At 37.2% G+C, this 22,254-nt stretch carries 15 protein-coding genes and 1 rRNA gene; 3 read left to right on the top strand and 13 right to left on the bottom strand.

Going from position 1 to position 22,254, the window contains the following annotated elements; genetic code table 11:
• Nucleotides 1-104 precede the first annotated feature (104 nt).
• Nucleotides 105-1,625 (bottom strand): 16S ribosomal RNA (locus H9L23_RS20375).
• Nucleotides 1,626-2,826: 1,201 nt separating this feature from the next.
• Between H9L23_RS20375 and H9L23_RS20380 the strand changes: the two genes are divergently transcribed.
• Both H9L23_RS20380 and H9L23_RS20385 read left to right on the top strand, forming a co-directional pair.
• Nucleotides 2,827-3,348, top strand: a complete 522-nt coding sequence (locus H9L23_RS20380; protein ID WP_246474750.1) for a ComF family protein — start codon at nt 2,827-2,829, stop codon at nt 3,346-3,348.
• Between the two features lie 56 nt (nt 3,349-3,404).
• Complete coding sequence (locus tag H9L23_RS20385; protein ID WP_187592049.1) at nt 3,405-4,778, top strand: hypothetical protein; 1,374 nt, start codon at nt 3,405-3,407, stop codon at nt 4,776-4,778.
• A 415-nt stretch (nt 4,779-5,193) separates the two neighbouring features.
• Here H9L23_RS20385 and glmS read toward each other — a convergent pair whose 3' ends face one another.
• The 3 genes from glmS to H9L23_RS20400 form a co-directional block, all read right to left on the bottom strand.
• Nucleotides 5,194-7,032 (bottom strand): glutamine--fructose-6-phosphate transaminase (isomerizing), encoded by a 1,839-nt coding sequence (glmS, locus tag H9L23_RS20390; RefSeq protein ID WP_187592050.1) that lies wholly within the window; start codon nt 7,030-7,032, stop codon nt 5,194-5,196.
• Between the two features lie 148 nt (nt 7,033-7,180).
• Entirely contained in the window at nt 7,181-8,452 is a 1,272-nt protein-coding gene (gene glyA / locus H9L23_RS20395) for a serine hydroxymethyltransferase (RefSeq protein WP_187592051.1), read from the bottom strand.
• Nucleotides 8,453-8,514: 62 nt separating this feature from the next.
• Entirely contained in the window at nt 8,515-9,258 is a 744-nt protein-coding gene (locus tag H9L23_RS20400; protein ID WP_187592052.1) for a segregation and condensation protein A, read from the bottom strand.
• Nucleotides 9,259-9,494: 236 nt separating this feature from the next.
• Here H9L23_RS20400 and dxs point away from each other — a divergent pair, with 236 nt between their 5' ends.
• On the top strand, nt 9,495-11,423 hold the full coding sequence (gene dxs, locus H9L23_RS20405) for a 1-deoxy-D-xylulose-5-phosphate synthase (RefSeq protein WP_187592053.1): 1,929 nt from the start codon (nt 9,495-9,497) through the stop codon (nt 11,421-11,423).
• A gap of 117 nt (nt 11,424-11,540) precedes the next feature.
• Here the strand turns inward: dxs and H9L23_RS20410 are convergent, their stop codons facing one another.
• The 9 genes from H9L23_RS20410 to H9L23_RS20450 form a co-directional block, all read right to left on the bottom strand.
• Complete coding sequence (locus tag H9L23_RS20410) at nt 11,541-13,148, bottom strand: gliding motility protein RemB (protein ID WP_187592054.1); 1,608 nt, start codon at nt 13,146-13,148, stop codon at nt 11,541-11,543.
• Nucleotides 13,149-13,250: 102 nt separating this feature from the next.
• On the bottom strand, nt 13,251-14,180 hold the full coding sequence (locus H9L23_RS20415; RefSeq protein ID WP_187592055.1) for a nucleotidyltransferase family protein: 930 nt from the start codon (nt 14,178-14,180) through the stop codon (nt 13,251-13,253).
• A gap of 12 nt (nt 14,181-14,192) precedes the next feature.
• The gene (locus H9L23_RS20420; protein WP_187592056.1) at nt 14,193-15,584 is read right to left on the bottom strand and encodes an undecaprenyl-phosphate glucose phosphotransferase; all 1,392 of its coding nucleotides are present in this window, start codon (nt 15,582-15,584) and stop codon (nt 14,193-14,195) included.
• A gap of 272 nt (nt 15,585-15,856) precedes the next feature.
• On the bottom strand, nt 15,857-16,960 hold the full coding sequence (locus H9L23_RS20425) for a mannose-1-phosphate guanylyltransferase (RefSeq protein WP_317175263.1): 1,104 nt from the start codon (nt 16,958-16,960) through the stop codon (nt 15,857-15,859).
• Nucleotides 16,961-17,111: 151 nt separating this feature from the next.
• Complete coding sequence (locus H9L23_RS20430; RefSeq protein WP_187592057.1) at nt 17,112-18,056, bottom strand: glycosyltransferase family 2 protein; 945 nt, start codon at nt 18,054-18,056, stop codon at nt 17,112-17,114.
• A 660-nt stretch (nt 18,057-18,716) separates the two neighbouring features.
• On the bottom strand, nt 18,717-19,499 hold the full coding sequence (locus tag H9L23_RS20435) for a WecB/TagA/CpsF family glycosyltransferase (RefSeq protein WP_187592058.1): 783 nt from the start codon (nt 19,497-19,499) through the stop codon (nt 18,717-18,719).
• 10 nt (nt 19,500-19,509) lie between these two features.
• On the bottom strand, nt 19,510-20,055 hold the full coding sequence (locus H9L23_RS20440; protein WP_187592059.1) for an acyltransferase: 546 nt from the start codon (nt 20,053-20,055) through the stop codon (nt 19,510-19,512).
• On the bottom strand, nt 20,052-21,173 hold the full coding sequence (locus tag H9L23_RS20445; RefSeq protein WP_187592060.1) for a glycosyltransferase family 4 protein: 1,122 nt from the start codon (nt 21,171-21,173) through the stop codon (nt 20,052-20,054). Before H9L23_RS20445 ends, H9L23_RS20440 begins: the two co-directional genes overlap by 4 nt.
• Nucleotides 21,173-22,252 carry an acyltransferase family protein gene (locus tag H9L23_RS20450; protein WP_187592061.1) on the bottom strand — a complete coding sequence of 360 codons (1,080 nt, stop codon included), beginning with the start codon at nt 22,250-22,252 and terminating at the stop codon, nt 21,173-21,175. Before H9L23_RS20450 ends, H9L23_RS20445 begins: the two co-directional genes overlap by 1 nt.
• Nucleotides 22,253-22,254 lie beyond the last annotated feature (2 nt).

Consider the following 22,254-nt stretch of genomic DNA (forward strand, 5'->3'; position numbering starts at 1 on the left):
AAAGTATTCAGTATCAAGTATTAAGACCTTCAGCCTTATTACCCTCTACCTTCTACCTTATTTGAAATATCATGTTGCGTTGCGGGTAGGCGGTGCTACTCCAGAAAGGAGGTATTCCAGCCGCACCTTCCGGTACGGCTACCTTGTTACGACTTAGCCCCAGTTACCGGTTTTACCCTAGGACGCTCCTTGCGGTTACATACTTTAGGTACCCCCAGCTTCCATGGCTTGACGGGCGGTGTGTACAAGGCCCGGGAACGTATTCACCGCGTCATTGCTGATACGCGATTACTAGCGAATCCAACTTCATGGGGTCGAGTTGCAGACCCCAATCCGAACTGTGAATGGCTTTGTGAGATTCGCATCATATTGCTATGTAGCTGCCCTCTGTACCATCCATTGTAGCACGTGTGTAGCCCCGGACGTAAGGGCCATGATGACTTGACGTCGTCCCCTCCTTCCTCTCTGTTTGCACAGGCAGTCTGTTTAGAGTCCCCACCATGACGTGCTGGCAACTAAACATAGGGGTTGCGCTCGTTGCGGGACTTAACCCAACACCTCACGGCACGAGCTGACGACAGCCATGCAGCACCTAGTTTCGTGTCCTTGCGGACTGATCTATCTCTAGATCATTCACTAACTTTCAAGCCCGGGTAAGGTTCCTCGCGTATCATCGAATTAAACCACATGCTCCTCCGCTTGTGCGGGCCCCCGTCAATTCCTTTGAGTTTCACCCTTGCGGGCGTACTCCCCAGGTGGAACACTTAACGCTTTCGCTTAGCCGCTGACTGTGTATCGCCAACAGCGAGTGTTCATCGTTTAGGGCGTGGACTACCAGGGTATCTAATCCTGTTTGATCCCCACGCTTTCGTGCCTCAGCGTCAATAAGACCATAGTAAGCTGCCTTCGCAATCGGTGTTCTGAGACATATCTATGCATTTCACCGCTACTTGTCTCATTCCGCCTACCTCTAGTCCATTCAAGCCCATCAGTATCAAGGGCACTGCGATAGTTGAGCTACCGTCTTTCACCCCTGACTTAACAGGCCGCCTACGCACCCTTTAAACCCAATAAATCCGGATAACGCTTGGATCCTCCGTATTACCGCGGCTGCTGGCACGGAGTTAGCCGATCCTTATTCTTCCGGTACATTCAGCTACTTACACGTAAGTAGGTTTATTCCCGGATAAAAGCAGTTTACAACCCATAGGGCAGTCTTCCTGCACGCGGCATGGCTGGTTCAGAGTTGCCTCCATTGACCAATATTCCTTACTGCTGCCTCCCGTAGGAGTCTGGTCCGTGTCTCAGTACCAGTGTGGGGGGCCATCCTCTCAGATCCCCTAGTCATCGTCGCCTTGGTGGGCCGTTACCCCGCCAACTAGCTAATGACACGCATGCCCATCTCAATCCTATAAATATTTGAACATTGGATAATGCTATCCTGTGTTTTTATGCGGTGTTAATCCGGATTTCTCCGGGCTATCCCCAGATTAAGGTAGGTTGCATACGCGTTACGCACCCGTGCGCCACTTTCGATAAAAGCAAGCTTCTATCTATCGTTCGACTTGCATGTATTAGGCCTGCCGCTAGCGTTCATCCTGAGCCAGGATCAAACTCTCCATTGTAAAATGTGTTGTAAGATGCTGACCAGTTTTAACTATTGTTAAAAATAGTCTTCTTTTTGTTATGTTGTCTGTTAGACACCACCTTTAAAATAAAGCAAAATAATCATGTACTTTGATTAGTACTCCATTACCCCGCTACGCTACATTGACATCTCTTTTAAGAACTTATTGATCTGGTAAACCTCACGGCCGATCTTTATATTGTTAAACCTTTACTCCGTTAAAGTCTTGTTAGTCTTTATCTTCGTGCCGGTATTTTCAATCTTGTTTTGTTGTTTGTGCAACATCCGCTGCTTCAACTTTTTCGCCCTTCCTTTCGGTTGGGAGTGCAAAGGTAAGGATCTTTTCCGAACTTCCAAATAAAATAAATTTTATTTTTTTAGCCTTCTTTTTCTTCTTCCCCCTATTTCAATATGCTGGTGTTAACCAGCTTTCCGTCCTTCCGAACCGGGCTGCAAAGGTAGCAATCTTTTTCTCTTCCGCAATATTTATTTTAAAATAAATCCTGCACTCCATCTCTCTAAGCCATCCTTTCAACTAAAACCCTTCCTCCGAAGCGGGATGCAAAAGTAGGAAAAATATCCTTCCGTCCAAAGGTTTTGCATGGAATATTGCACGGTATTACGTAAGTTGATGGTTTACAGCAACAAAAAGTTTCGCTGCGCTTAAAACTTTTTGGAAGAATAGGTGTTTAGCACGGGTTTATCAAACCGATCAGGTCTTGAAAACATAATAGGCTTATATATATAAAGCATATAATAAGCCTAAAGACTTATGAAGTTCCCCCGACGCTCTGCCTTTAGAAACTTCGTAAATAACTCCCGCCCTCCGCCACCTAAACCCGATAGCAGCGGAAAACACGAAGGTGAGGAACGAACCAAGGCTTTGAAGCGGATAGCGGGAACATGCTTATATAGTAGCACGAAACCTGCTTTGCTGAAAAAATAGCTAGACTTACCGAAGTTCTCCAACGCCTAGATTTATGTAACTTCGGAAGTTATCCAAATATTTTATAAATTAGTTATATGTTACTGGTTAAACAATGGTGTGATGATTTATTTGGTTTGCTATTTCCAAACCTCTGCAACGCTTGTGGTGTAGCGCTGTACCATAGCGAGCATTTAATCTGCACGAAATGCCTTTACGATCTGCCTTTTACCGATTACCATCAACATGCAGAAAACAGAGTGGCCAAACAATTATGGGGAGGGTACCAATGCATGCTGCAATGGCTATGTTGTATTTTAGAAAAGGGGCTAAGGTGCAAAACCTGATCCATAACCTGAAATACAATGGCAGGACGGATGTTGGCGTACTTTTGGGGAATATGCTTGGCGAAAGGTTAAAGGCTAGTGTACTTTATGAAAGTGTTGATCTAATTGTTCCGGTACCCCTGCACCGTAAAAAATATAAACACAGGGGATATAACCAATGTAGTTTTATTGCCGAAGGGATAGCAGAAAAAATGGAGATCGCGTTTAGTGAAGAAATTTTATTACGCAACCATGCTACCGAAAGCCAAACCAAAAAGAGCCGCTACAACCGCTATGAGAATATGCAGGATGTTTTTAAAGTAAATGATCAAGCCAGCATCGTTGGCAAACATATCCTACTGGTTGATGACGTAATTACAACAGGAGCAACTTTAGAGGCCTGCGCAAATGAATTATTGAATAGTGGAGCCGCAAAAGTAAGCATCGCCGCACTGGCCTTTGCGGAATAACCTGATTATATTCTGGTACTGTTGTAAGTACTCAAACATTTTTCTAAGTTTGATTTATGCGTTCGAATATAAGTTTAGTGTTATTGACCTTGTGCCTGGTATCTGCCTGCCGGAAAGGGGAACGCATTACCACCGATACAGCAGCAAAACTAACTATTGCGAATCCGCAATTGCTTTTCGATACCATTTTTACATCAATTGGTTCTATAACGAAGCGGTTAACCATCGTAAATAATAATAAGGATGCAGTAAAGGTTTCAGAAATTATGCTAGCCGGAAGGAATGGTTCTGCATTTAGCATTAATATTAATGGAGAAAATACCTTTAACAAAAATGACCTGGTTATAAACGGTCAGGATTCTGTTAATCTATTTGTTAAGATTACCATTAACCCAAATACAGAGAATTTGCCATTTTTAGTGCAGGATTCGATCATATTAAATACCAATGGGAATAGACAGGTTGTAAATCTTTTAGCTTATGGCCAGAATGCGGTATTTATTAACAGTCAAACCATTGCTGCCAATACCACCTGGACAAAGTCGCTACCTTATATTATAACCGGGGCTTTAACGGTTAAAAGTGGATCATCGCTGACCATACAACCGGGCGCTAAAGTATATTTTCATAAGGATGCCAGCTTAAATATAGAAGGAAATTTATGGGTTAATGGAACGGTTACCGACCCGGTGGTGTTTTGCAGCGATAGATTGGAGAAACTGTATACTGAAGAGCCAGGCCAATGGAAAGGGATTTTTTTGAAAAGGACAGGGAACGGATCAGTTAAAAATGCGATAATTAAAAATGCTTCGGTAGGGATTACTTCTGATTCATTATCATCAAACGCCGATCCTAAATTAATTTTGAGCAATAGTATCATCAAAAATATGCAGGTAGCAGCCTATATTGGTTACCATTCGGAACTGTTGGCCTTTAATAATCTGATGTACAATTGTGGCAATTACCTTATATATGCTGTTGGAGGAGGGAACTATAACCTTAAACAAAATACATTTGCCGGTTATAATTTAAATTTTCCCCGCAAAACAGCATCCCTAAGCTTTTCAGATTATTTATCTACGAATACCTACAATAAACTCCAGTTAGATTTAACAAATAACATTATTTGGGGCAGTTTAACTAATGAATTGGACATTCAAAAGAAGACCGCCGCAGCAGTTCAGGTTAATTTATGGAGCAATTTAATCCGATCTACCAACAGTACTTATAACAGCAACGGTAATATTTTGAATATTGACCCATCCTTTATCAACAAGGAAATGGAAAATTTTGAGCTCTCGGTAAACAGTCCGGCCAGAAAGAAAGGTGCTGATTTAAGTACCGATCCTTATTTTACCAGTTACCTTAATAAAGATATAAAAGGCAACACAAGAATTTCTCCCTCAACCTTAGGAAGTTACGAGAAATAATCATTTTTTTTTATTTTCCGAAAACAAATCGTCAAGTAATCTCGTTTATATATATGAGAGCGTTAATTTAGATGGTAAGGGTCGATATTTCTTCTAAAGGATATCGGCCCTTTACTTTTTATCGGGATTTTAAGATTGCCGCTCGATTCTTTCAGGTTAGTTTTGAATATCCATCTATTCCCTGTAGTATTATTTTTTGAAAGTGAACATTGATGCCCGTGGCCGGCCTACAGTCCTGCTTTTCCTCCTACCATTTTAATTTGCCAATATTAAAAACATAACGTTCAAAACGGCATCCGTTGATCCGGTACCTATCGGATCAGGCTTAGTTAACGAAGTCGGTATTTAAATATTATTATAACCAAAAAAGCAGCTACAAATTAATGCAACTGCTTATCTATTTGTTTTGTTGTAATTATTCTACGGTTACTGATTTCGCCAGGTTTCTTGGCTGATCTACGTTACAGCCACGCATTACCGCAATATGATACGATAATAACTGAAGTGGAATAGTTGCTAAAAGCGGCAAGAAAGCTTCATTAGCATCCGGAATTTCGATACAATAATCGGCCATTTTCTTCACTTCGGTATCGCCTTGCGTTACAATGGCAATCACTTTCCCTTTTCTTGCTTTTACTTCTTGTATATTGCTGATCACTTTTTCGTATGATGAATTCTGCGTAGCGATAAACACTACCGGCATTTCTTCGTCGATTAAAGCAATAGGACCATGTTTCATCTCTGCTGCAGGATAACCTTCTGCATGTATGTATGAAATTTCCTTAAGTTTTAAAGCTCCCTCTAACGCTACAGGGAAACCACTTCCCCTGCCTAAGAATAAACAGTTGGTAGAATCTTTAATTTTTTCTGCAACTTCTTTAATCAAATCGTTCGATTCTAAAGCAACCTGTATTTTTTCAGGAATATGATCCAGTTCGGTTAATAGCTCAATTAATTTTGACGTGGTAATGGTACCTTTTTGTTGTGCCATGTAAAAGGCCATCAAAGTTAAAACCGTTACCTGCGCCGTAAATGCTTTTGTAGAGGCTACACCAATTTCAGGACCAGCATGGGTATAAACACCAGCATGGGTTAAACGTGGAATGGAAGCACCGGCAACATTACATATTCCGAAAATGGTTGCCCCACGCTCTTTGGCCATTTCGATGGCAGCCATGGTATCAGCGGTTTCTCCAGATTGTGAAATCGCGATAACGACATCCTTCTCCGTTATAATTGGATTTCTGTACCTGAATTCTGAAGCATATTCAACTTCAACAGGAATACGGGCATATTCTTCTATTAAATATTCACCAACTAAACCAGCATGCCACGATGTTCCACAGGCTACAATGATAATGCGATCTATATTTTTTAATTTCTCTGCAAATTCTTTAATCCCACCAAGTTGCACTTTACCCTCTTCTGGATAAATGCGGCCACGCATACAATCTTTAATCGAACGCGGTTGCTCATAGATCTCCTTCAACATAAAGTGATCGAAACCACCTTTTTCCAGCATTTCGAGTTTTAGCTCTAACTCTTGTATAAGTGGTGTTTGGATAACATTATCTAACTGTTTAATTAGAAGATCCCGCCTGGTCATCAATGCAATTTCACCATCTTTTAGGTAAATTACATTTTTAGTATACTCAATAATAGGTGTAGCATCCGAAGCAATAAAGTATTCTCCTTGTCCCACACCAATTACCATCGGACTGCCTTTTCTGGCGGCGATTAAACGATCGGGATGGTCTTTATCCATAATAACAATGGCGTAAGCGCCATTTACCTCGTGCAAAGCCAATCGAACAGCTTCTAGAAGATCAATTTGTTCAATTTTTTGAATTTCCTCAATCAGATGAATCAATACCTCTGTATCGGTATCACTTTTAAATTCATGCCCGCGGTTGAATAACTCTTCCTTAAGTGTAGCATAATTTTCGATAATACCGTTGTGTATAATAGAAAGCTTACCGTTATTTGAAGTATGTGGGTGGGAGTTGCGGTCAGAAGGAACACCATGCGTAGCCCAACGAGTGTGCCCCATACCACTTGTTCCCGATCTGTCCTCGTTTTCAGCAAACTCTTCCAAAACAGCAACTTTCCCTGCTTTTTTATAAATATGCTGACCATCATTATTCATTAGTGCTATACCGGCACTATCATAACCACGATACTCTAATCTTTTAAGACCTTTTAATACAATTGGCCAAGCTTCTCTATAGCCAATATAGCCTACTATTCCACACATAAATTATATCACATTAATTCATCAAATATATAAAACAAACGTTTGTTTTATAGCATTACCACATAAAGAACTTTGACTAATAAAAAAAGCAGCTACAAATTAATGTAACTGCTTTTAGTGTATGAGTACTAAATCGAATTAGGTGTGCTTATTTGTAAAGTGGAAATGCACTCACCAATTTAATTACTTCAGCTTTTACTGTGCTTAAATTGGTTTCATCTTCAGGGTTGGTTAAAACCCTATCGATTAATTCCACGATCTGTCCCATTTCAGCCTCTTTTAAACCACGGGTAGTAATGGCAGCAGTACCTACACGAATTCCTGAAGTTACAAATGGTGATTTATCGTCAAAAGGCACCATGTTTTTATTCACTGTGATTTCTGCTTTTTCTAAAGCATTCTCAGCGACTTTACCGGTGATATTTTTATTGCGAAGATCGATCAACATTAAGTGGTTATCAGTACCACCCGAAATAATACCGTAACCTTTAGCTACAAATGCTTTGGCCATAGCCTGCGCATTAGCGGCAACCTGTTTAATGTAAATTCCGTATTCCTCGCTTAAAGCTTCACCAAAGGCTACTGCTTTTGCTGCAATAATATGTTCCAACGGACCGCCTTGCGTACCTGGAAAAACAGCCATATCAAGCAAATTACTCATCAAACGAATTTCTCCTTTTGGTGTTTTTAGTCCCCATGGATTTTCGAAATCCTGTCCCATCATAATCATACCGCCACGTGGGCCACGTAAAGTTTTGTGGGTTGTTGTAGTTACGATATGGCAATGTGGAAGCGGATTGGCCAACAAACCTTTAGCAATCAGACCTGCAGGGTGAGAAATATCTGCCAAAACCAAAGCACCAATTTTATCAGCTACTGAACGGATAAATGCATAATCCCACTCGCGAGAATAAGCAGATGCACCGCAGATGATCAATTTTGGTTTTTCAGCTAAAGCTACTTCTTCTAACTTTTTATAATCGATCAGTCCGGTTTCCTTTTCAACACCATAAAAGAATGGTTGATATAATTTACCTGAAAAGTTAACTGGCGAACCGTGTGTTAAGTGACCTCCATGAGAAAGATCAAAACCTAATATTTTATCACCTGGTTGCAAAATAGCAAGCATTACAGCTGCATTGGCCTGTGCGCCAGAGTGTGGCTGAACGTTTACCCACGCTGCACCGAACAATTCTTTTGCCCTATCGATCGCAATTTGCTCTACCACATCTACTACCTGGCAACCGCCATAGTAACGTTTTCCTGGTAAGCCTTCAGCATATTTATTGGTTAGTACCGATCCGGCAGCTTCCATTACCTGCTTGCTTACAAAGTTTTCTGATGCAATAAGCTCTAAACCATGCTCTTGGCGGTTTAATTCTTTATCGATAAGTTCAAAAATTTGGTTGTCGCGTGTCATTGTTATATGAGGTTTGTATTTTTTTGGCAAAAGTAAGGATTTCAAATTTAATTTATGTCGTATTAGGATAATGCTTTCACATTAAAGTTGTTAAAGCCGCTCCCAATGGTGATCTCTACGATTTGTTGTTGCAACATTTCTAAAATAGCCAGGAAATTATAAACGAAATGCACTTTATTCTCCGAGTTTTTAAGCACCAGTGCAAAATCGATCTGTTTGTTGATATCGAGCAGGTTCGCAATAAAATGTTTCTGTTGCTCTATGGTGTAGGGATATTGTACGACAGTATGCTTAACCTCTTCACTGCGCAGTTCATATTTCTGCATCGTGCGGTGGTAAACGGTTAAAAGCTTATAAAGGTCTAATGACAAAAGTTCATCCTGGTGAGAAGAAGATGCAGCGGCTTGGGTCAAATCGAAAGCGATGTTTCCCCTGTGGTCTTGTTTTAGACGCTCCTCTTCAAAGCCCTTCATCTCTTCTGCAGCAGATTTGAACTGTTTATAAGCAATAAGCCTCGCAATCAGGTCCTGTTCTGCATTAATTTCATTTCCAGCTTCATCAACCTCAATCCTAGGCAAAAGCATTTTAGATTTAATGCGCATCAAAGTTGCGGCCACCAAAATGAATTCGCTCGCCACCTCAACGTTTAGCGCAAGGAGTTGATGAATGTAAGCTAAAAAGTCGTTTGTAATCTTCGCGATCTCTACATCCTGAATACTCAGTTCATCGCGCTCTATAAAGAACAGCAACAAATCGAAGGGTCCTTCGAATACCGGAAGTTTTATTTCAAAATTCTCTGCCTGCATGTGAAAGGACAAACATAATGAAATTTTTCAGGTCCTAACAGTTAAAGACTAATCGAAAATACTATACCATTATCACTTACTGCTATCCACTTAACACAAACGCTAAACGTTTATAACGCAACTCTAACCTGCTAAACACTAACCGCTTAACCATCAAGAATAAACCGCTATTTTTCGTTTCTATATTAAAACAAAAATACCTTACTTTGTATCTTGTTTTTTACCATAAATTTCGAATGCAAGTAAAAGCTGGCCCCCTATTATCTAAAATCAACTATCCTGCTGATTTAAAGCAATTTAGTGAATCCGACTTAGAACAAATAAGCCAGGAATTACGACAGTACATTATTGATGTAGTAAGTGTTAACGGAGGCCATTTCGCTTCCAGTTTAGGTGTTGTTGAACTAACAGTAGCCTTGCACTATGCACTAAATACCCCATATGACAAATTGGTTTGGGATGTAGGCCATCAGGCTTACGGCCATAAAATCTTGACCGGCCGTAGGGATTTGTTCCATACTAACCGTGTCTATAAAGGTATCAGTGGTTTCCCGAAAATTTCGGAGAGTGAGTACGATACTTTTGGCGTTGGTCACTCCTCTACTTCAATTTCGGCTGCGCTGGGTATGGCTGTAGCTTCGCAACTAAAAGGCGAAACAGACAGACAGCACGTTGCCATTATTGGTGATGGGGCCATGACCGCAGGTCTGGCCTTTGAAGGATTAAACCATGCCGGAATCGAAAATAGTAACGTGCTGGTTATCCTGAATGATAATTGCATGTCTATCGACCCGAATGTGGGTGCACTTAAAGAATATTTAACCAGCATCACCATTTCTAAATCATACAACCGTTTCCGTGATGATATTTCTCACGTACTGGCCGGGCTTTCTAAATTAGGTCCAAATGCACATAAGTATGTTAAGAAAATAGAGAAAAGCATTAAAGGAACGCTACTCAAACAAAGTAATTTGTTTGAGGCTTTAAACTTTAGGTATTTTGGCCCTGTTGATGGTCACGACGTAAAGCGTTTGGCCCAAACGATAAAGGATTTATCTGCCATTCCCGGCCCAAAACTTCTTCACTGTATTACGGTGAAAGGTAAAGGTTTCGCCCTGGCAGAAAAAGATCAAACAATATGGCATTCACCTGGACTTTTTGACAAGATTACCGGAGAGATCAAAAAAAGCATTCCAGATAAACCACAGCCGCCAAAATATCAGGATGTTTTTGGGCATACCATGGTAGAACTGGCGGAGGTTAATGATAAAATTGTAGGAATTACGCCAGCAATGCCATCAGGATCATCATTAAATATTATGATGAAAGCGATGCCAAATCGTGCATTTGATGTGGGGATTGCCGAACAACATGCGGTGACGTTTTCGGCTGGTTTAGCGACACAGGGATTAGTTCCTTTCTGTAACATCTACTCAAGCTTTATGCAAAGGGCTTATGATCAGGTTATCCATGATGTGGCTATACAAAAACTAAATGTTGTATTCTGTTTAGATAGGGCCGGCCTGGCTGGTGCTGATGGTGCGACGCATCATGGTGCCTATGACATTGCTTATATGCGCTGTATTCCAAATTTAGTAATTTCTTCTCCTATGAATGAAGAAGAGTTACGCAACCTGATGTTCACTGCTCAACAGGAAAATATCGGTCCATTTGTAATCCGTTATCCCCGTGGTAACGGTGTAATGCCCGATTGGAAGAGACCTTTCAAAGCATTGGAAATCGGCAAAGGACGTAAAATATGCGATGGGGAAGATGTAGCTTTATTAACCATCGGCCACGTAGGTAATTTTGCAATAGAAGCGCGTGCTGAACTGAACAGCGAAGGCTTTTATCCGGCACATTACGATCTACGTTTTGTAAAACCTTTAGATGAAGCTTTATTGCATGAAGTATTTACTAAATATAAATATGTGATTACGGTAGAAGATGGTTCGCTCCCTGGTGGTGTAGGCTCTGCAGTATTAGAATTTATGGCCGATCATGGTTACAATGCAAATGTAGTCCGCTTAGGTATTCCTGACCATTTTATCGAACATGGCGAACAGGCCGAACTTTGGGCAGAATGTGGTTATGATAAAAATGCAATTATTAAGGCGGTTAGGAAAGTTGCGGTAAAGAGAACTACCGATAGTATGGCAGGGTAGGAAAACTCGCTAGCGCTCATCTTAAGTGGAAAATGTAAGATGGATGATGTAATTATTTAAATAAATAAAAAGCCTCAGTTATTTTTAACTGAGGCTTTGAAATTTGATAACATTTCATTAAAAATCGCTATATAAGTTTCTGAACGAACTGCGCAAACCGAACGTGATTAGCCCTGTATTGTTTTTACCGAAGCTGTTGCTTTCGCGTCTCAATATACCCCCCAATTCTAAGCGTAAATTATATTTCGGGTTAATTACATAAGCTACCCTTCCCTCTGCATAGAAAAGATCCGTACGGATACCTTGGGTAGTATAATTCCCTGTCGACTGCACTGCATCTGTGTAAGGTTCAAAAATATTTTTACCGTAATTTTTTCCAGCTTCATCTAAACCATATTTAGCGTACAATAATTCGCCACTAAAATCAAAACGTTTGTAAGAATAATTTAATAGTCCAATTAATTCTCTAAAGTTAGCACCCATTGGGTGAGCTAAAGGCTCATTATAGTTTGCGTAATTGCCGATGCGTGTTCTTGAAGAAAATGTATATGGCTTAGCAGTATTATACTCTAACAAATAATTTAGTCCTTCAACCTTAAAAACATCTGCTCCTCTAAAACCCAACTGCCAGCCATATTTATTTCTAGAGCTTCCAGAGCTAGAAAAGAAATTTTTAGCTTCAAACTCATCTAAAGAAAACTGTCCATAAGCAACCAATTCTTTAGCAAATTTATATTTGGCCGTAAAGCCCAATAAAGCATTATCTGGTGAGCCACTCGAAGCTTCAACAGGTCTTAAAAAGATTATTGGGTTAGCATAGCCCCAATCAAAACCTCGTTTGTTACCAGTATCATCAGTTTGCGCCCATATAATTGAATCAAAGAATCCGACAGATAATCGATTATTTACGTTCCAATCCAAGTAATGAAAAACTCCGCCCTTTTTACGGTTACCGGCATCATAAGATAATTTATTTGCTCCTGGATCTTGCATTGAAGTCCACATGGCCATATATTGTACATTACCTAAATTCGCTGTTAATTTGAGGAGAGGGGCTGGAGACGAAAAATCAGACAATAGTAAAGAGCGATAGCCATCACCAATAAAAGTTTTATCATAACCTGCAGTAATATTCAAATATTTTATGGGTGTATAAGATACTGTTGCGGTAACATAAGACCAGTCTAACGAAGTCTTACCAGCATTAAAGCCGTAAGCACGGTTATAAGATTGACCTGGAACAACTTTGCTTGTGTTTACATAATTATTATAATATTGTGAGAATTGCCCCTGATTTTCGAAACCACTAGTATAAAAGGAGAACTTTTTGCCAACTGTTCCTCCCACCTGGTATCCTCTGGTATTTAACCAAACATTCTGTTTGCCTGAAAAGTCTCTACCAATTTGGAAATCCGGCAAAAAGTCGGCATATATAGTATAGTCTTCTTTTTGTATATCCAATAAATGTTCTTGAAATAATTTACGTGACACCCAGGAATGCCTACTCGAATCTACTCCAACACTCAATAGTAGGTTACTTTTATCTCTCAGCAAGCTATCATCGATAAAAAAAGGCTTTAAAGCGCTATGAATACGTGAATTTGGATTATAAATCTCGCTACTCAGTTTCTGATAAAATTGATAAGAGTAAGGTTGATAAACAACCTGGGCTTTCACTTTGTAAATGGAAAAGACTAAAAATAGGAGGAATAAGATTTTCTTCATCTGGTAAATTTTTAATTCAAACGGCAAAGAACGTTATTAATTATCAATTTAATGCTCTTTGTCAAAGTTCAATAAAAGAAAAGCCCTTACGGGCTTAAAAATCTATAATAATGTTATTGGAATATTTAAATCCCAAAGATCAACAGGATACGTTTGTGCATTAGAAAGTTTTAACAGCTCTTCCTTCACTAGAGCTGCATCTTCTTTAAAAGTAACACCGAACCATTTGGAATCTGTAGCGATAACTTTGATACGAGCTTCACCAGTTCTAATCAACTGATCAGCAACTTCTGGTATAAGGAACTCCGTTTTAAGCTCATCTTTATTTACTGATAAGAACTCGTAATACTTATCCTCCATCCAGTCAATAAAACTTGGTGTAAAACAGAAAAAGTTCATACTCACCTTAGTACCTTTATTTAAAATCTCACTTTGATCCTTTTCCAGGCTAATTATTTTTCCAGCTTTTAAAATAATCTCCCTTCTTTCATTGATGGAGACAATTTCATCTGCGGCATTGGTCTGGATCTCTCCTCTGGTAACCGCGCCAAACTCGCTTACGGTATTCTTTAATTCGTATCCTAAGCAGGCGAATAAATTATCCTGAATCTCTTGGGTTAAAAATGTATGGGCTTTATTAAAGGCATCAAAACCATAAAAGTCATCGGCGTTAATTACAGCAAAAGGTTCACTCACCTTACCCTTGCAACAAAGTAGCGCATGTGCAGTACCAAAAGGTTTTGTTCTTTCTTTTGAAAATTCAATATCATTGCTAAAGCTTTCCAGCGATTGAAAAGCATAATCGATCTCAATTTTTCCGCTTAATTTGTGCTCAATTTGCGCAGCAAAGGCTTCAGCAAATTCTTCGCGGATGATAAAAACCACCTTGCCAAATCCTGTCCTGATGGCATCATAAATAGAATATTCCATAATAGTTTCACCACCAGGACCGAAAGATTCTGTTTGTTTGTTCCCCCCATATCGACTGGCCATTCCTGCTGCAAGAATAATTAGGGTTGGTCTTGTATTCATCAAATAATGTAATTAAAAAGCATTCTCTTCACCTTTAACCATATTAATTACGGTCATAAAGATAATCTTCACATCCAGCATGGCACTCCAATTCTCTAAATACCAGATATCGTGTTCCACTCGTTTTACCATTTTGTAATCTTCCTTAGTTTCGCCACGGTAGCCGTTTACCTGTGCCCAACCTGTAATTCCTGGTTTTAAAAAGTGACGAACCATAAATTGGTCTACGATACCCTTGTACTGTTCGGTATGGCTTAACATATGCGGACGGGGGCCTACCACACTCATATGCCCCATAAATACATTAAAAAACTGTGGCAGTTCATCTAAGCTAGATTTTCTTAAAAACTTTCCAATAGGCGTAATCCGATCATCGTTTTTACTCGCCTGTTTTTTATCGCTATCGGCATTCATGCGCATGCTTCTAAATTTAAAACACCAGAAAGGTTCATCATCTCTCCCACTTCGCAGCTGTTTAAATAACACAGGGCCTTTACTTTGCATTTTAATTAACAAGGCAATAATTGGATACAACCAGCTTAGCACGAAAAGAATCACCAAACCACTAAACACTACATCAATTGCCCGTTTTTTAAAGCGGTTGTGTATTTTCTCTAGTGGCTCAGAACGTAAAGAAATCACGGGGAACTCGTTCCCCAAATAACTTACCGTATAGGGCGATAATAAGGCACCGCTAATATCAGGAATAAACTTTAAGCGTACACATTGGCGCTCAGCCTCTTCAGTCAATAGACTCATATCTGCCATCCGTTCCGGTGCAATGGTAACATAAATATCTTTAATGCCTTTATCAACCGCCATTTTAAACTGCCGCCCAACCATATCAGAAATCTGACCGTTACGGTCTAAATAATCCTCCGGCATATCATTAATAAAACCATGAAATTCAATATAGCGCTGCTTTTCGAAATAGCTCGCCAATTGCAAACCCGTAGCATTATTACCCATAATCGCTACAGACTTAACACCTCGTAGATGGTTAAATAATAAAAACTGAAAAGAGGTACCAATAAAGCGGTTCACCAAAAACAAAATGGCTAACATGCCATAAAAAATCACTAAAAAAGATCTGGAGAAATCATTTTGTTTAGAGAAGAAAAGGTAGATAGAAAATAAAACCGCGTGTAAAACGACACTTTTCCAGGTTCCGCGATAGATGCGCTCAATCCTACGCGATCCATATTCACTATACAAACCAAAACTTGTAGTGCTCACAATCCAGATCAGATTACAAACCACAATATAATGCCATTGCAATTCAGAACTTACCGCTTTCCCCATATAAGCGGTAAATTCGTAGGCAAAAAAGTACACAATATTGACCATAATCAGGTCAGTAATCGGTAAAATATATTTGAGTATAAATAAGTAACGTGTTTGCATAGGCTTAAAGGGAAAACTAAAACATTTATCTATTGCTTTTGTTTTAAATGAATCATAATGAACAAAATTGATGCCCAAAATCTAAATTCAAAGTTAAATAATCATTACCAAAATAAAAATCAGTAATAATCACGCAATATAAGATTTACATAAAGCTAAAGAAAGAGGAGTATTTATGCTTCTAGTAATAGTCGATAAATTCATCCCATAGGTAGATACAAAAAAAGTTTACAATTTCTGTAAACTTTGCAAACGATCTTTAATTTCTGTAATTATGAATACTGCATTCCATGTTGAATCACCATATCCTTAGCAACCTGTTTAATCTCTTGTTCATCGGATTTGGGATAAATCAACAATATTTCGCCATCATCAACCACAATATAGTTATCTAAGCCCCTAATTACGGCAGCTTTGTCATTCGGCAAATGAATAATACAGTTCGAAGTATCTTTTAAATGAATCTTTTCCAAATTGACCATATTATTATCAGCATCTTTTTCCCCTATAGCATGTAATGATGCCCATGTGCCCAAATCCGACCAGCCAATGTCGGCAGGAATGGTATAAACATTATCTGCTTTTTCCAGGATCGCATAATCAATCGAAATATTAGGACTTGATGGATAATTTTCAACAATGAATTTGACCTCGTTTGGTGTATTATAAAAAGATAAACCGCTTTCAAACATTGTAGCAATTTCAGGAGCATGTTGCTCAAAGGCTTTCTTTAATGAACTTGCCGACCAGATAAAAATCCCGGCATTCCAAACATAATCCCCACTTAGTAAATATTCCTCTGCCTTAGCTAAAACGGGCTTTTCCATAAAGGCATTTACCTTTTTAATTTCACTCGGCACCCCTTGATTCTCGATACTCGAATCTTGATATTGGATGTAACCATAACCAGTATCAGGTCTGGTTGGGCTAATCCCTAATGTTAACAAGGCATCATTCTTCGAACTAAAACCCAGCGCTTGTGCGATCTTATTCAAAAATACATCTTCCTTTAAAATTAAATGATCTGAAGGGGCTACTACAATATTGGCATCCGGATTTAGCTTACTAATCTTGTATGTTGCATAAGCTATGCAAGGTGCGGTGTTATTTCTACTAGGTTCTAAAAGGATGTTTTCCTTTAAAACTTCAGGTAATTGCGCTGCAACCAAATCTGCATAAGTTTCGTTGGTTAGAATAAATATTTGATCATTAGGACAGATAGTTAGAAAGCGCTCGTAAGTTAGCTGCAATAAAGATTTGCCTATTCCTAAGATATCTATAAATTGCTTAGGAAAATGATTGCGGCTTTTTGGCCAAAAGCGAGAACCAACTCCTCCAGCCATAATTAGGATAAATGTATTTGTTTTTATAGTCATTTATTAACGGTTATAATGTATAAAGTCTTTATGTTCTATTTTTTCAAAGTTTCTTTTGGAAGAGATTTAAAATACTCGTAAGTAATTCTTAAGCCTTCGGCCCTATTTATTTTTGGCTTCAAATTTAATATGTTTCTTGCTAAATAGAGCTTTATGCTTTAAACCAACTCCTAGGTATAACATTTTTCATAAGTTTAAAAAAAAAGGCTTCTATTCCGTAAACTACGTAGTATAGTTTTTCCAAATTCCTTTTTGCTTTAACTCCAGGCATCATACCCATTAGTAATGAAAAAAAATGTTCGATTTTCCCAGAACTAAATTTTTTTGCATTGATTACAAATGTACTTCCAGATGTGAGCTCGCTATGCTGCTCTTTAAATATTAACCAATCTGCATCATAAGATGCGCTTGAAGAAATTGCCACGGTTTTACTTAACAAATGTATAGCTAATACATTTTTTGCAATCAATATCCGTTTACCAATTTGATGGAGGCGGTGAGACATCACCACATCATTAAAATAACCACTTAGATATTCAGGTACCCTTCCAATAGATATTAGATCTTCCTTACTGAAAAAATTGCAGTTTAAAGTCATTAATGGTACAAAGCGATTTTTAAATAAAAAATACTCGTTCTGAAGATAATAATCGCCTTTTGTGAGATAAGGAATTACACATCCAACATTACCGTTAGTTAAATAAGCGGTTAGAAGATCTGTTGGTAATGATTCGGGTACTATGATATCATTTGCAGAGAGAATAATATATTTTATATCTTCCTGATTGACAAAAAAATCTATTCCATTATTATATCCTTCAGCAAATTTCAATTTCCTGTCACTTGCTAAATATATCATCCCATTTTCAAATGCAGTATTCTTTAAAAATTCATCTTCAAAACCGCTGCCGTCTACAATTATTACTGTACAAACTTTACTACCTTTATAAGACAGGGCCGATAATAATGTCTGATAAATTAAACTTTTATTTCTAGTTGGGTTGTAATAATTCACAACTACTCCAATTTCAATTTTACTCATATTATTTAAATAATTTCTTAATTCATGTTCTAACTTCACCTCCCTATCTGCCATACACATATATTTTTTTGCTCACAAAATAACAGCAGTACTTGCCCCTCAATTTAATATTAAAAAGTCATCAGCAGTAGTAGTAGCAAAGCGCTCTGCCCCAAAGTTTGCAAATTAATATTCAGAATATTGTGTGTTTGAATCATGGGTTCTCTAAATTCGACCATTGAATTTATTTGATTTTAGCGTTACCGAAATTAGAATAACAAATAGCTCCATAAATACTTCCACAAAATGACAATAAAGTGGCTCTGCGATAAACGCTAACAATATAATGTTATTTCTAGTAATATTTTAATTCATAAGTTAGGATTAAAAACGAAATCAAGACCTTTTTCTCACTAAAACATTTAATGACGTCAAATCTCAAAATTAGCTTTTTTATTGGAAACAAACATTATTTAGGTTATCCCTTTCTAGTATTCCATCTGTTTTAATTAAAGTTAAAACTAATGTTCGGTCATCTGTTACAATTAGAGGAGATCATTTCTCTGGTTACCTACATCGATTTTTGATTCTACAACTAGTATTTTAACAATTTTAGATTGTTAATAAGTTAATACAATAATAAATTGTTGGGAAAATATTTTGTCCGTTTCATTAAAAACTAAAGCTACACCTTAAGCCATAATGAATGGTAGTAATTAATTTTGTCATTGCTATCTATAACTCACTTTTTTTATTAGCTTTAACTATATTTATAAATTTAAAACTGTCAATAAAATATCTTTTAAAAAGCCTTTTAGGTTCCATCAAAAACCGATAAAACCACTCTAATCCTAGTTTCTGAAAAATCATTGGAGCTCTCTTTTTGATTTTAGCTTCAAATTCAAGACTCGCACCGATTAAAGCAAGTATAGGAATATTCTCGTATCCGCTTGCTTTTAATTCATCAAAAATGCCTAAAGCGATTTTATCTTGTTTAGGAAAACTAATTCCAATAAAAACAAATTTAATGTCATGTTTAATGATAAGATCGACGCTTAGATCTGCTATTTTTTTAAACCCATTATTGTCTTCCGCATCTATGTAAGGTAAGGTCAAGATATGGCATCCAGGAAAATCTTTTTCATAAAATTTCGAAACGTTATCTCCGGAAGTTATGAACAAAGATGGTATTTGATTTCTTTTAACGAGTGAATAAAGGTGGCTAAAAAGATCACTTCCTGCTAAACGATTAGTTATATTACCTTTTGATAATTTGGATGCCCAAATTATTGGTTGTCCATCTGGTAGAATAAAAGCGGATTGTTTAAGGCGCTCTCTTAATTCATGATACTTAGCAATGTCAAGTTTGACAATATAATCAACATTTGGGGTGAAAATTATTGGCAATAGATGGATCTCATTACTATTGTGATATTCAAAAATACTTAATGCAACTTGCTTAATATCTTTAGAAACTATAAAATTGTAACCTAAGAACTTTTCTTTCGTAATCATCATAAAATAACCACTAAAGTGCATACCAGTAAGAATAGTCAATCGAATATTCCAAGGTGGTATTTCTTTTACGAAGAAATTTTGCCGGATTGCCACCAACTACCTCCATTTCACCAACTGATTTCGTTACAACTGATCCAGGTAATATTACAGCCCCATCTCCTATTACAACGCCAGGCATTATCAGAACATTTGCGAAAATACATGCATTATCCTTTATTATAACAGGCTTACCTTGCGTGCAAAAATCTGGAGAATCTATTGCATGCCCTAATGTGTATATTTTTGTATTATGAGAAATTGAAACATTATTACCAATGGTTATATTTCTTCTATTATCCAGATAACACCCAAAATTTATGACAGAATTATTTCCCAAAGACAAATTTCCAATATGAAAAAATTTAACTCCTCTATGAATACAGGATTTATGCCCAATCTTAATACCTACACATTGTAAAAGAATTTTTTTTAGGGTAAAAAATGGTAAAAGTGAATACACGGTATTCAAAATTTGAACAAGTAAAAATTTTCCTTGAAGAAGAATAGCGTTTTTCATTTATTTTTAATTGAAATCAAATTTGCGATCATATTGTTTTTAACATTATTGCTAGAAAATACTTCCGCAGTTTCCAAAGCATTTTTCTTCATATCCAAAACCTCCTCAGTACTTAAATTAAAAAAATTCTTAAGCACGCCTGAAAGACTTAAGTGATCACCACATTTGAAAGTAAAGCCATTAACACCGTCCTTAACATAGTCAGACATTCCACCCTGATCGGATGCAATTACTGGAACACCGCAGGCCATAGATTCGAGTCCCACCAAACCTAAGCTCTCCCTCATTTTAGTTGGAAATACAAAAACATCAAACTTATTAATTATTTCCGGAAGTTGTATTTGTGATTTAAAACCCAAATATTCAACATGATCTGACAATTTTAATATATCCACTAACTTTAAAAATCTATCAACATCAGTGCCTTTCCCAACAAAAGTTGCTTTCAATGATTTAAATTCATCAAAAGCGACAAGTATAGCTATTGCGTTTAATAGAACATCCCATCCTTTATCAGGATCAATCCGGGAGATAAATCCAATATTTTTCTCCTGAACATTTACAAATCGCTTAGTCTCCAGAACTTTAAACACTGATAAGTCGATCCCTCCTGACGGTGATATGAATATCTTCTTGGGATTTAAATTATATAACTTCGCAATTAAATTACCATAATACAAACTTGGAACAACGATCTGATCTGCTTTTCTAATAAAAGGAAGGGATAAGCTAAGCAGAATACCATCAATTTTGTGAGTTATAACCATGTCTTCTCCATGGGGATTGATAATGATTCGTATTTTGGAGAATAGCCTTTTTAATAGAACAGGATAAAGCGGCAAAATACTATGCGACACATTATGAACATAAATAATATCATAATTAAAAAATAACGATTTAAATAATATGCTAGTATAGAATTTAAAATATCTATTCAATTTTGACAAAAAAGATGTTCCACGACCTCTAATAAAAGAAGTAGATACGATTTTAATTTGTGGAGACCCAATGATCGAATTACAAAAATTCTTTACAAATACACCGTAATAAGCATCCTCACTTGATGGATACATATTAGATACGATATATAATTTGAGCTTTTTGAGATGTGTACTCATTACGATTTTTTTTCAAGCTGAACATTTGAACCATAATTCCTACGTAATTTAACAAAAGGCTTTTCAATATAATTAAATGAGAAATAAGAGAAAAGAATGGTCATTACAATAACGATAAAGTACCATCCTACAGTAACTTCCGGGTATAAGCTTTTGCCTAAAAACATAGAAAACCAGTGAAAAAGATAAATAGAGTAGCTTAATTTGCCAATCTCAACGATCAATTTATTTTCAAAAAAGAACCGTAATAATTTCCATTCAGTAAATACAATATTTGGTATAATAACAAATAATGCAAAACCTTGTAAACTGTAACGATAAGTTTGCCGAAAAATTGGATCCCGATATATTAATGTAAAAAAAAGAGTCAATATTGCAAAAGCAAATAAACTCTTATTGCTCAATATTTTGAAAATTTTAACGTTATAACCACTATATAGTGCAAATGCCAAAAGACAACCATACATTATAGAGTCTACCCTAGTATGCGTTAGACTATAATTATATAACTCAAGTTCGGGACTATCTCCAAACACTTTTGAATAATAGATTCTAAAAAGCAAACATGCGAGAATTATACTAAATGACGTGAAATAAAACCAACTCGCTTTTTTATAAGTTACAACAAAAATAACAGGAAAAAAAAGGTAGAAATGTTCTTCTATCGCTAGGGACCATAGTATTTTAAATATCCCATGCCATTGATCTACATGAGAAGGAGCCCAAAATACCCAAGCATAATTTACATAGTAAAAAAGAGCCGCTGAAAATTCCGAGAGTATTAATGGACGTTGGATTACTACAAAGAACAAAACAATAAAAAGCAAAAATAAAATTAATGCGGGGTAGAGTCTAAAGAATCTTCGAAGATAAAATGCTCTGAAATTGAAATGTAGATTTTTTCGAAGCTCAACTAGCGAAAGCTTTGTTATTAGAAATCCGCTTATAAAAAAAAAGATGGTTACTCCTAGTCCTCCAGGGATAACATTTCCAAACCCTATATGAGATAGAAATACTAACAGTATAGAATATCCTCTGATTCCATCTAAGGAAGGAATATTTTTGTTGTCTAATGTCATTT

Origin of the sequence: Pedobacter roseus (genome assembly GCF_014395225.1) — a bacterium.
In the GTDB taxonomy this organism is placed as follows: Bacteria; Bacteroidota; Bacteroidia; order Sphingobacteriales; family Sphingobacteriaceae; genus Pedobacter; species Pedobacter roseus.

Excerpts from the sequence above, each read along its gene's own strand:
- H9L23_RS20380 (WP_246474750.1), top strand. The coding sequence starts at position 2,827 with ATGGGGAGGGTACCAATGCATGCTGCAATGGCTATGTTGTATTTTAGA.
- H9L23_RS20385 (WP_187592049.1), top strand. The coding sequence starts at position 3,405 with ATGCGTTCGAATATAAGTTTAGTGTTATTGACCTTGTGCCTGGTATCT.
- glmS (WP_187592050.1), bottom strand. The coding sequence starts at position 7,032 with ATGTGTGGAATAGTAGGCTATATTGGCTATAGAGAAGCTTGGCCAATT.
- glyA (WP_187592051.1), bottom strand. The coding sequence starts at position 8,452 with ATGACACGCGACAACCAAATTTTTGAACTTATCGATAAAGAATTAAAC.
- H9L23_RS20400 (WP_187592052.1), bottom strand. The coding sequence starts at position 9,258 with ATGCAGGCAGAGAATTTTGAAATAAAACTTCCGGTATTCGAAGGACCC.
- dxs (WP_187592053.1), top strand. The coding sequence starts at position 9,495 with ATGCAAGTAAAAGCTGGCCCCCTATTATCTAAAATCAACTATCCTGCT.
- H9L23_RS20410 (WP_187592054.1), bottom strand. The coding sequence starts at position 13,148 with ATGAAGAAAATCTTATTCCTCCTATTTTTAGTCTTTTCCATTTACAAA.
- H9L23_RS20415 (WP_187592055.1), bottom strand. The coding sequence starts at position 14,180 with ATGAATACAAGACCAACCCTAATTATTCTTGCAGCAGGAATGGCCAGT.
- H9L23_RS20420 (WP_187592056.1), bottom strand. The coding sequence starts at position 15,584 with ATGCAAACACGTTACTTATTTATACTCAAATATATTTTACCGATTACT.
- H9L23_RS20425 (WP_317175263.1), bottom strand. The coding sequence starts at position 16,960 with ATGACTATAAAAACAAATACATTTATCCTAATTATGGCTGGAGGAGTT.
- H9L23_RS20430 (WP_187592057.1), bottom strand. The coding sequence starts at position 18,056 with ATGGCAGATAGGGAGGTGAAGTTAGAACATGAATTAAGAAATTATTTA.
- H9L23_RS20435 (WP_187592058.1), bottom strand. The coding sequence starts at position 19,499 with ATGATGATTACGAAAGAAAAGTTCTTAGGTTACAATTTTATAGTTTCT.
- H9L23_RS20440 (WP_187592059.1), bottom strand. The coding sequence starts at position 20,055 with ATGAAAAACGCTATTCTTCTTCAAGGAAAATTTTTACTTGTTCAAATT.
- H9L23_RS20445 (WP_187592060.1), bottom strand. The coding sequence starts at position 21,173 with ATGAGTACACATCTCAAAAAGCTCAAATTATATATCGTATCTAATATG.
- H9L23_RS20450 (WP_187592061.1), bottom strand. The coding sequence starts at position 22,252 with ATGACATTAGACAACAAAAATATTCCTTCCTTAGATGGAATCAGAGGA.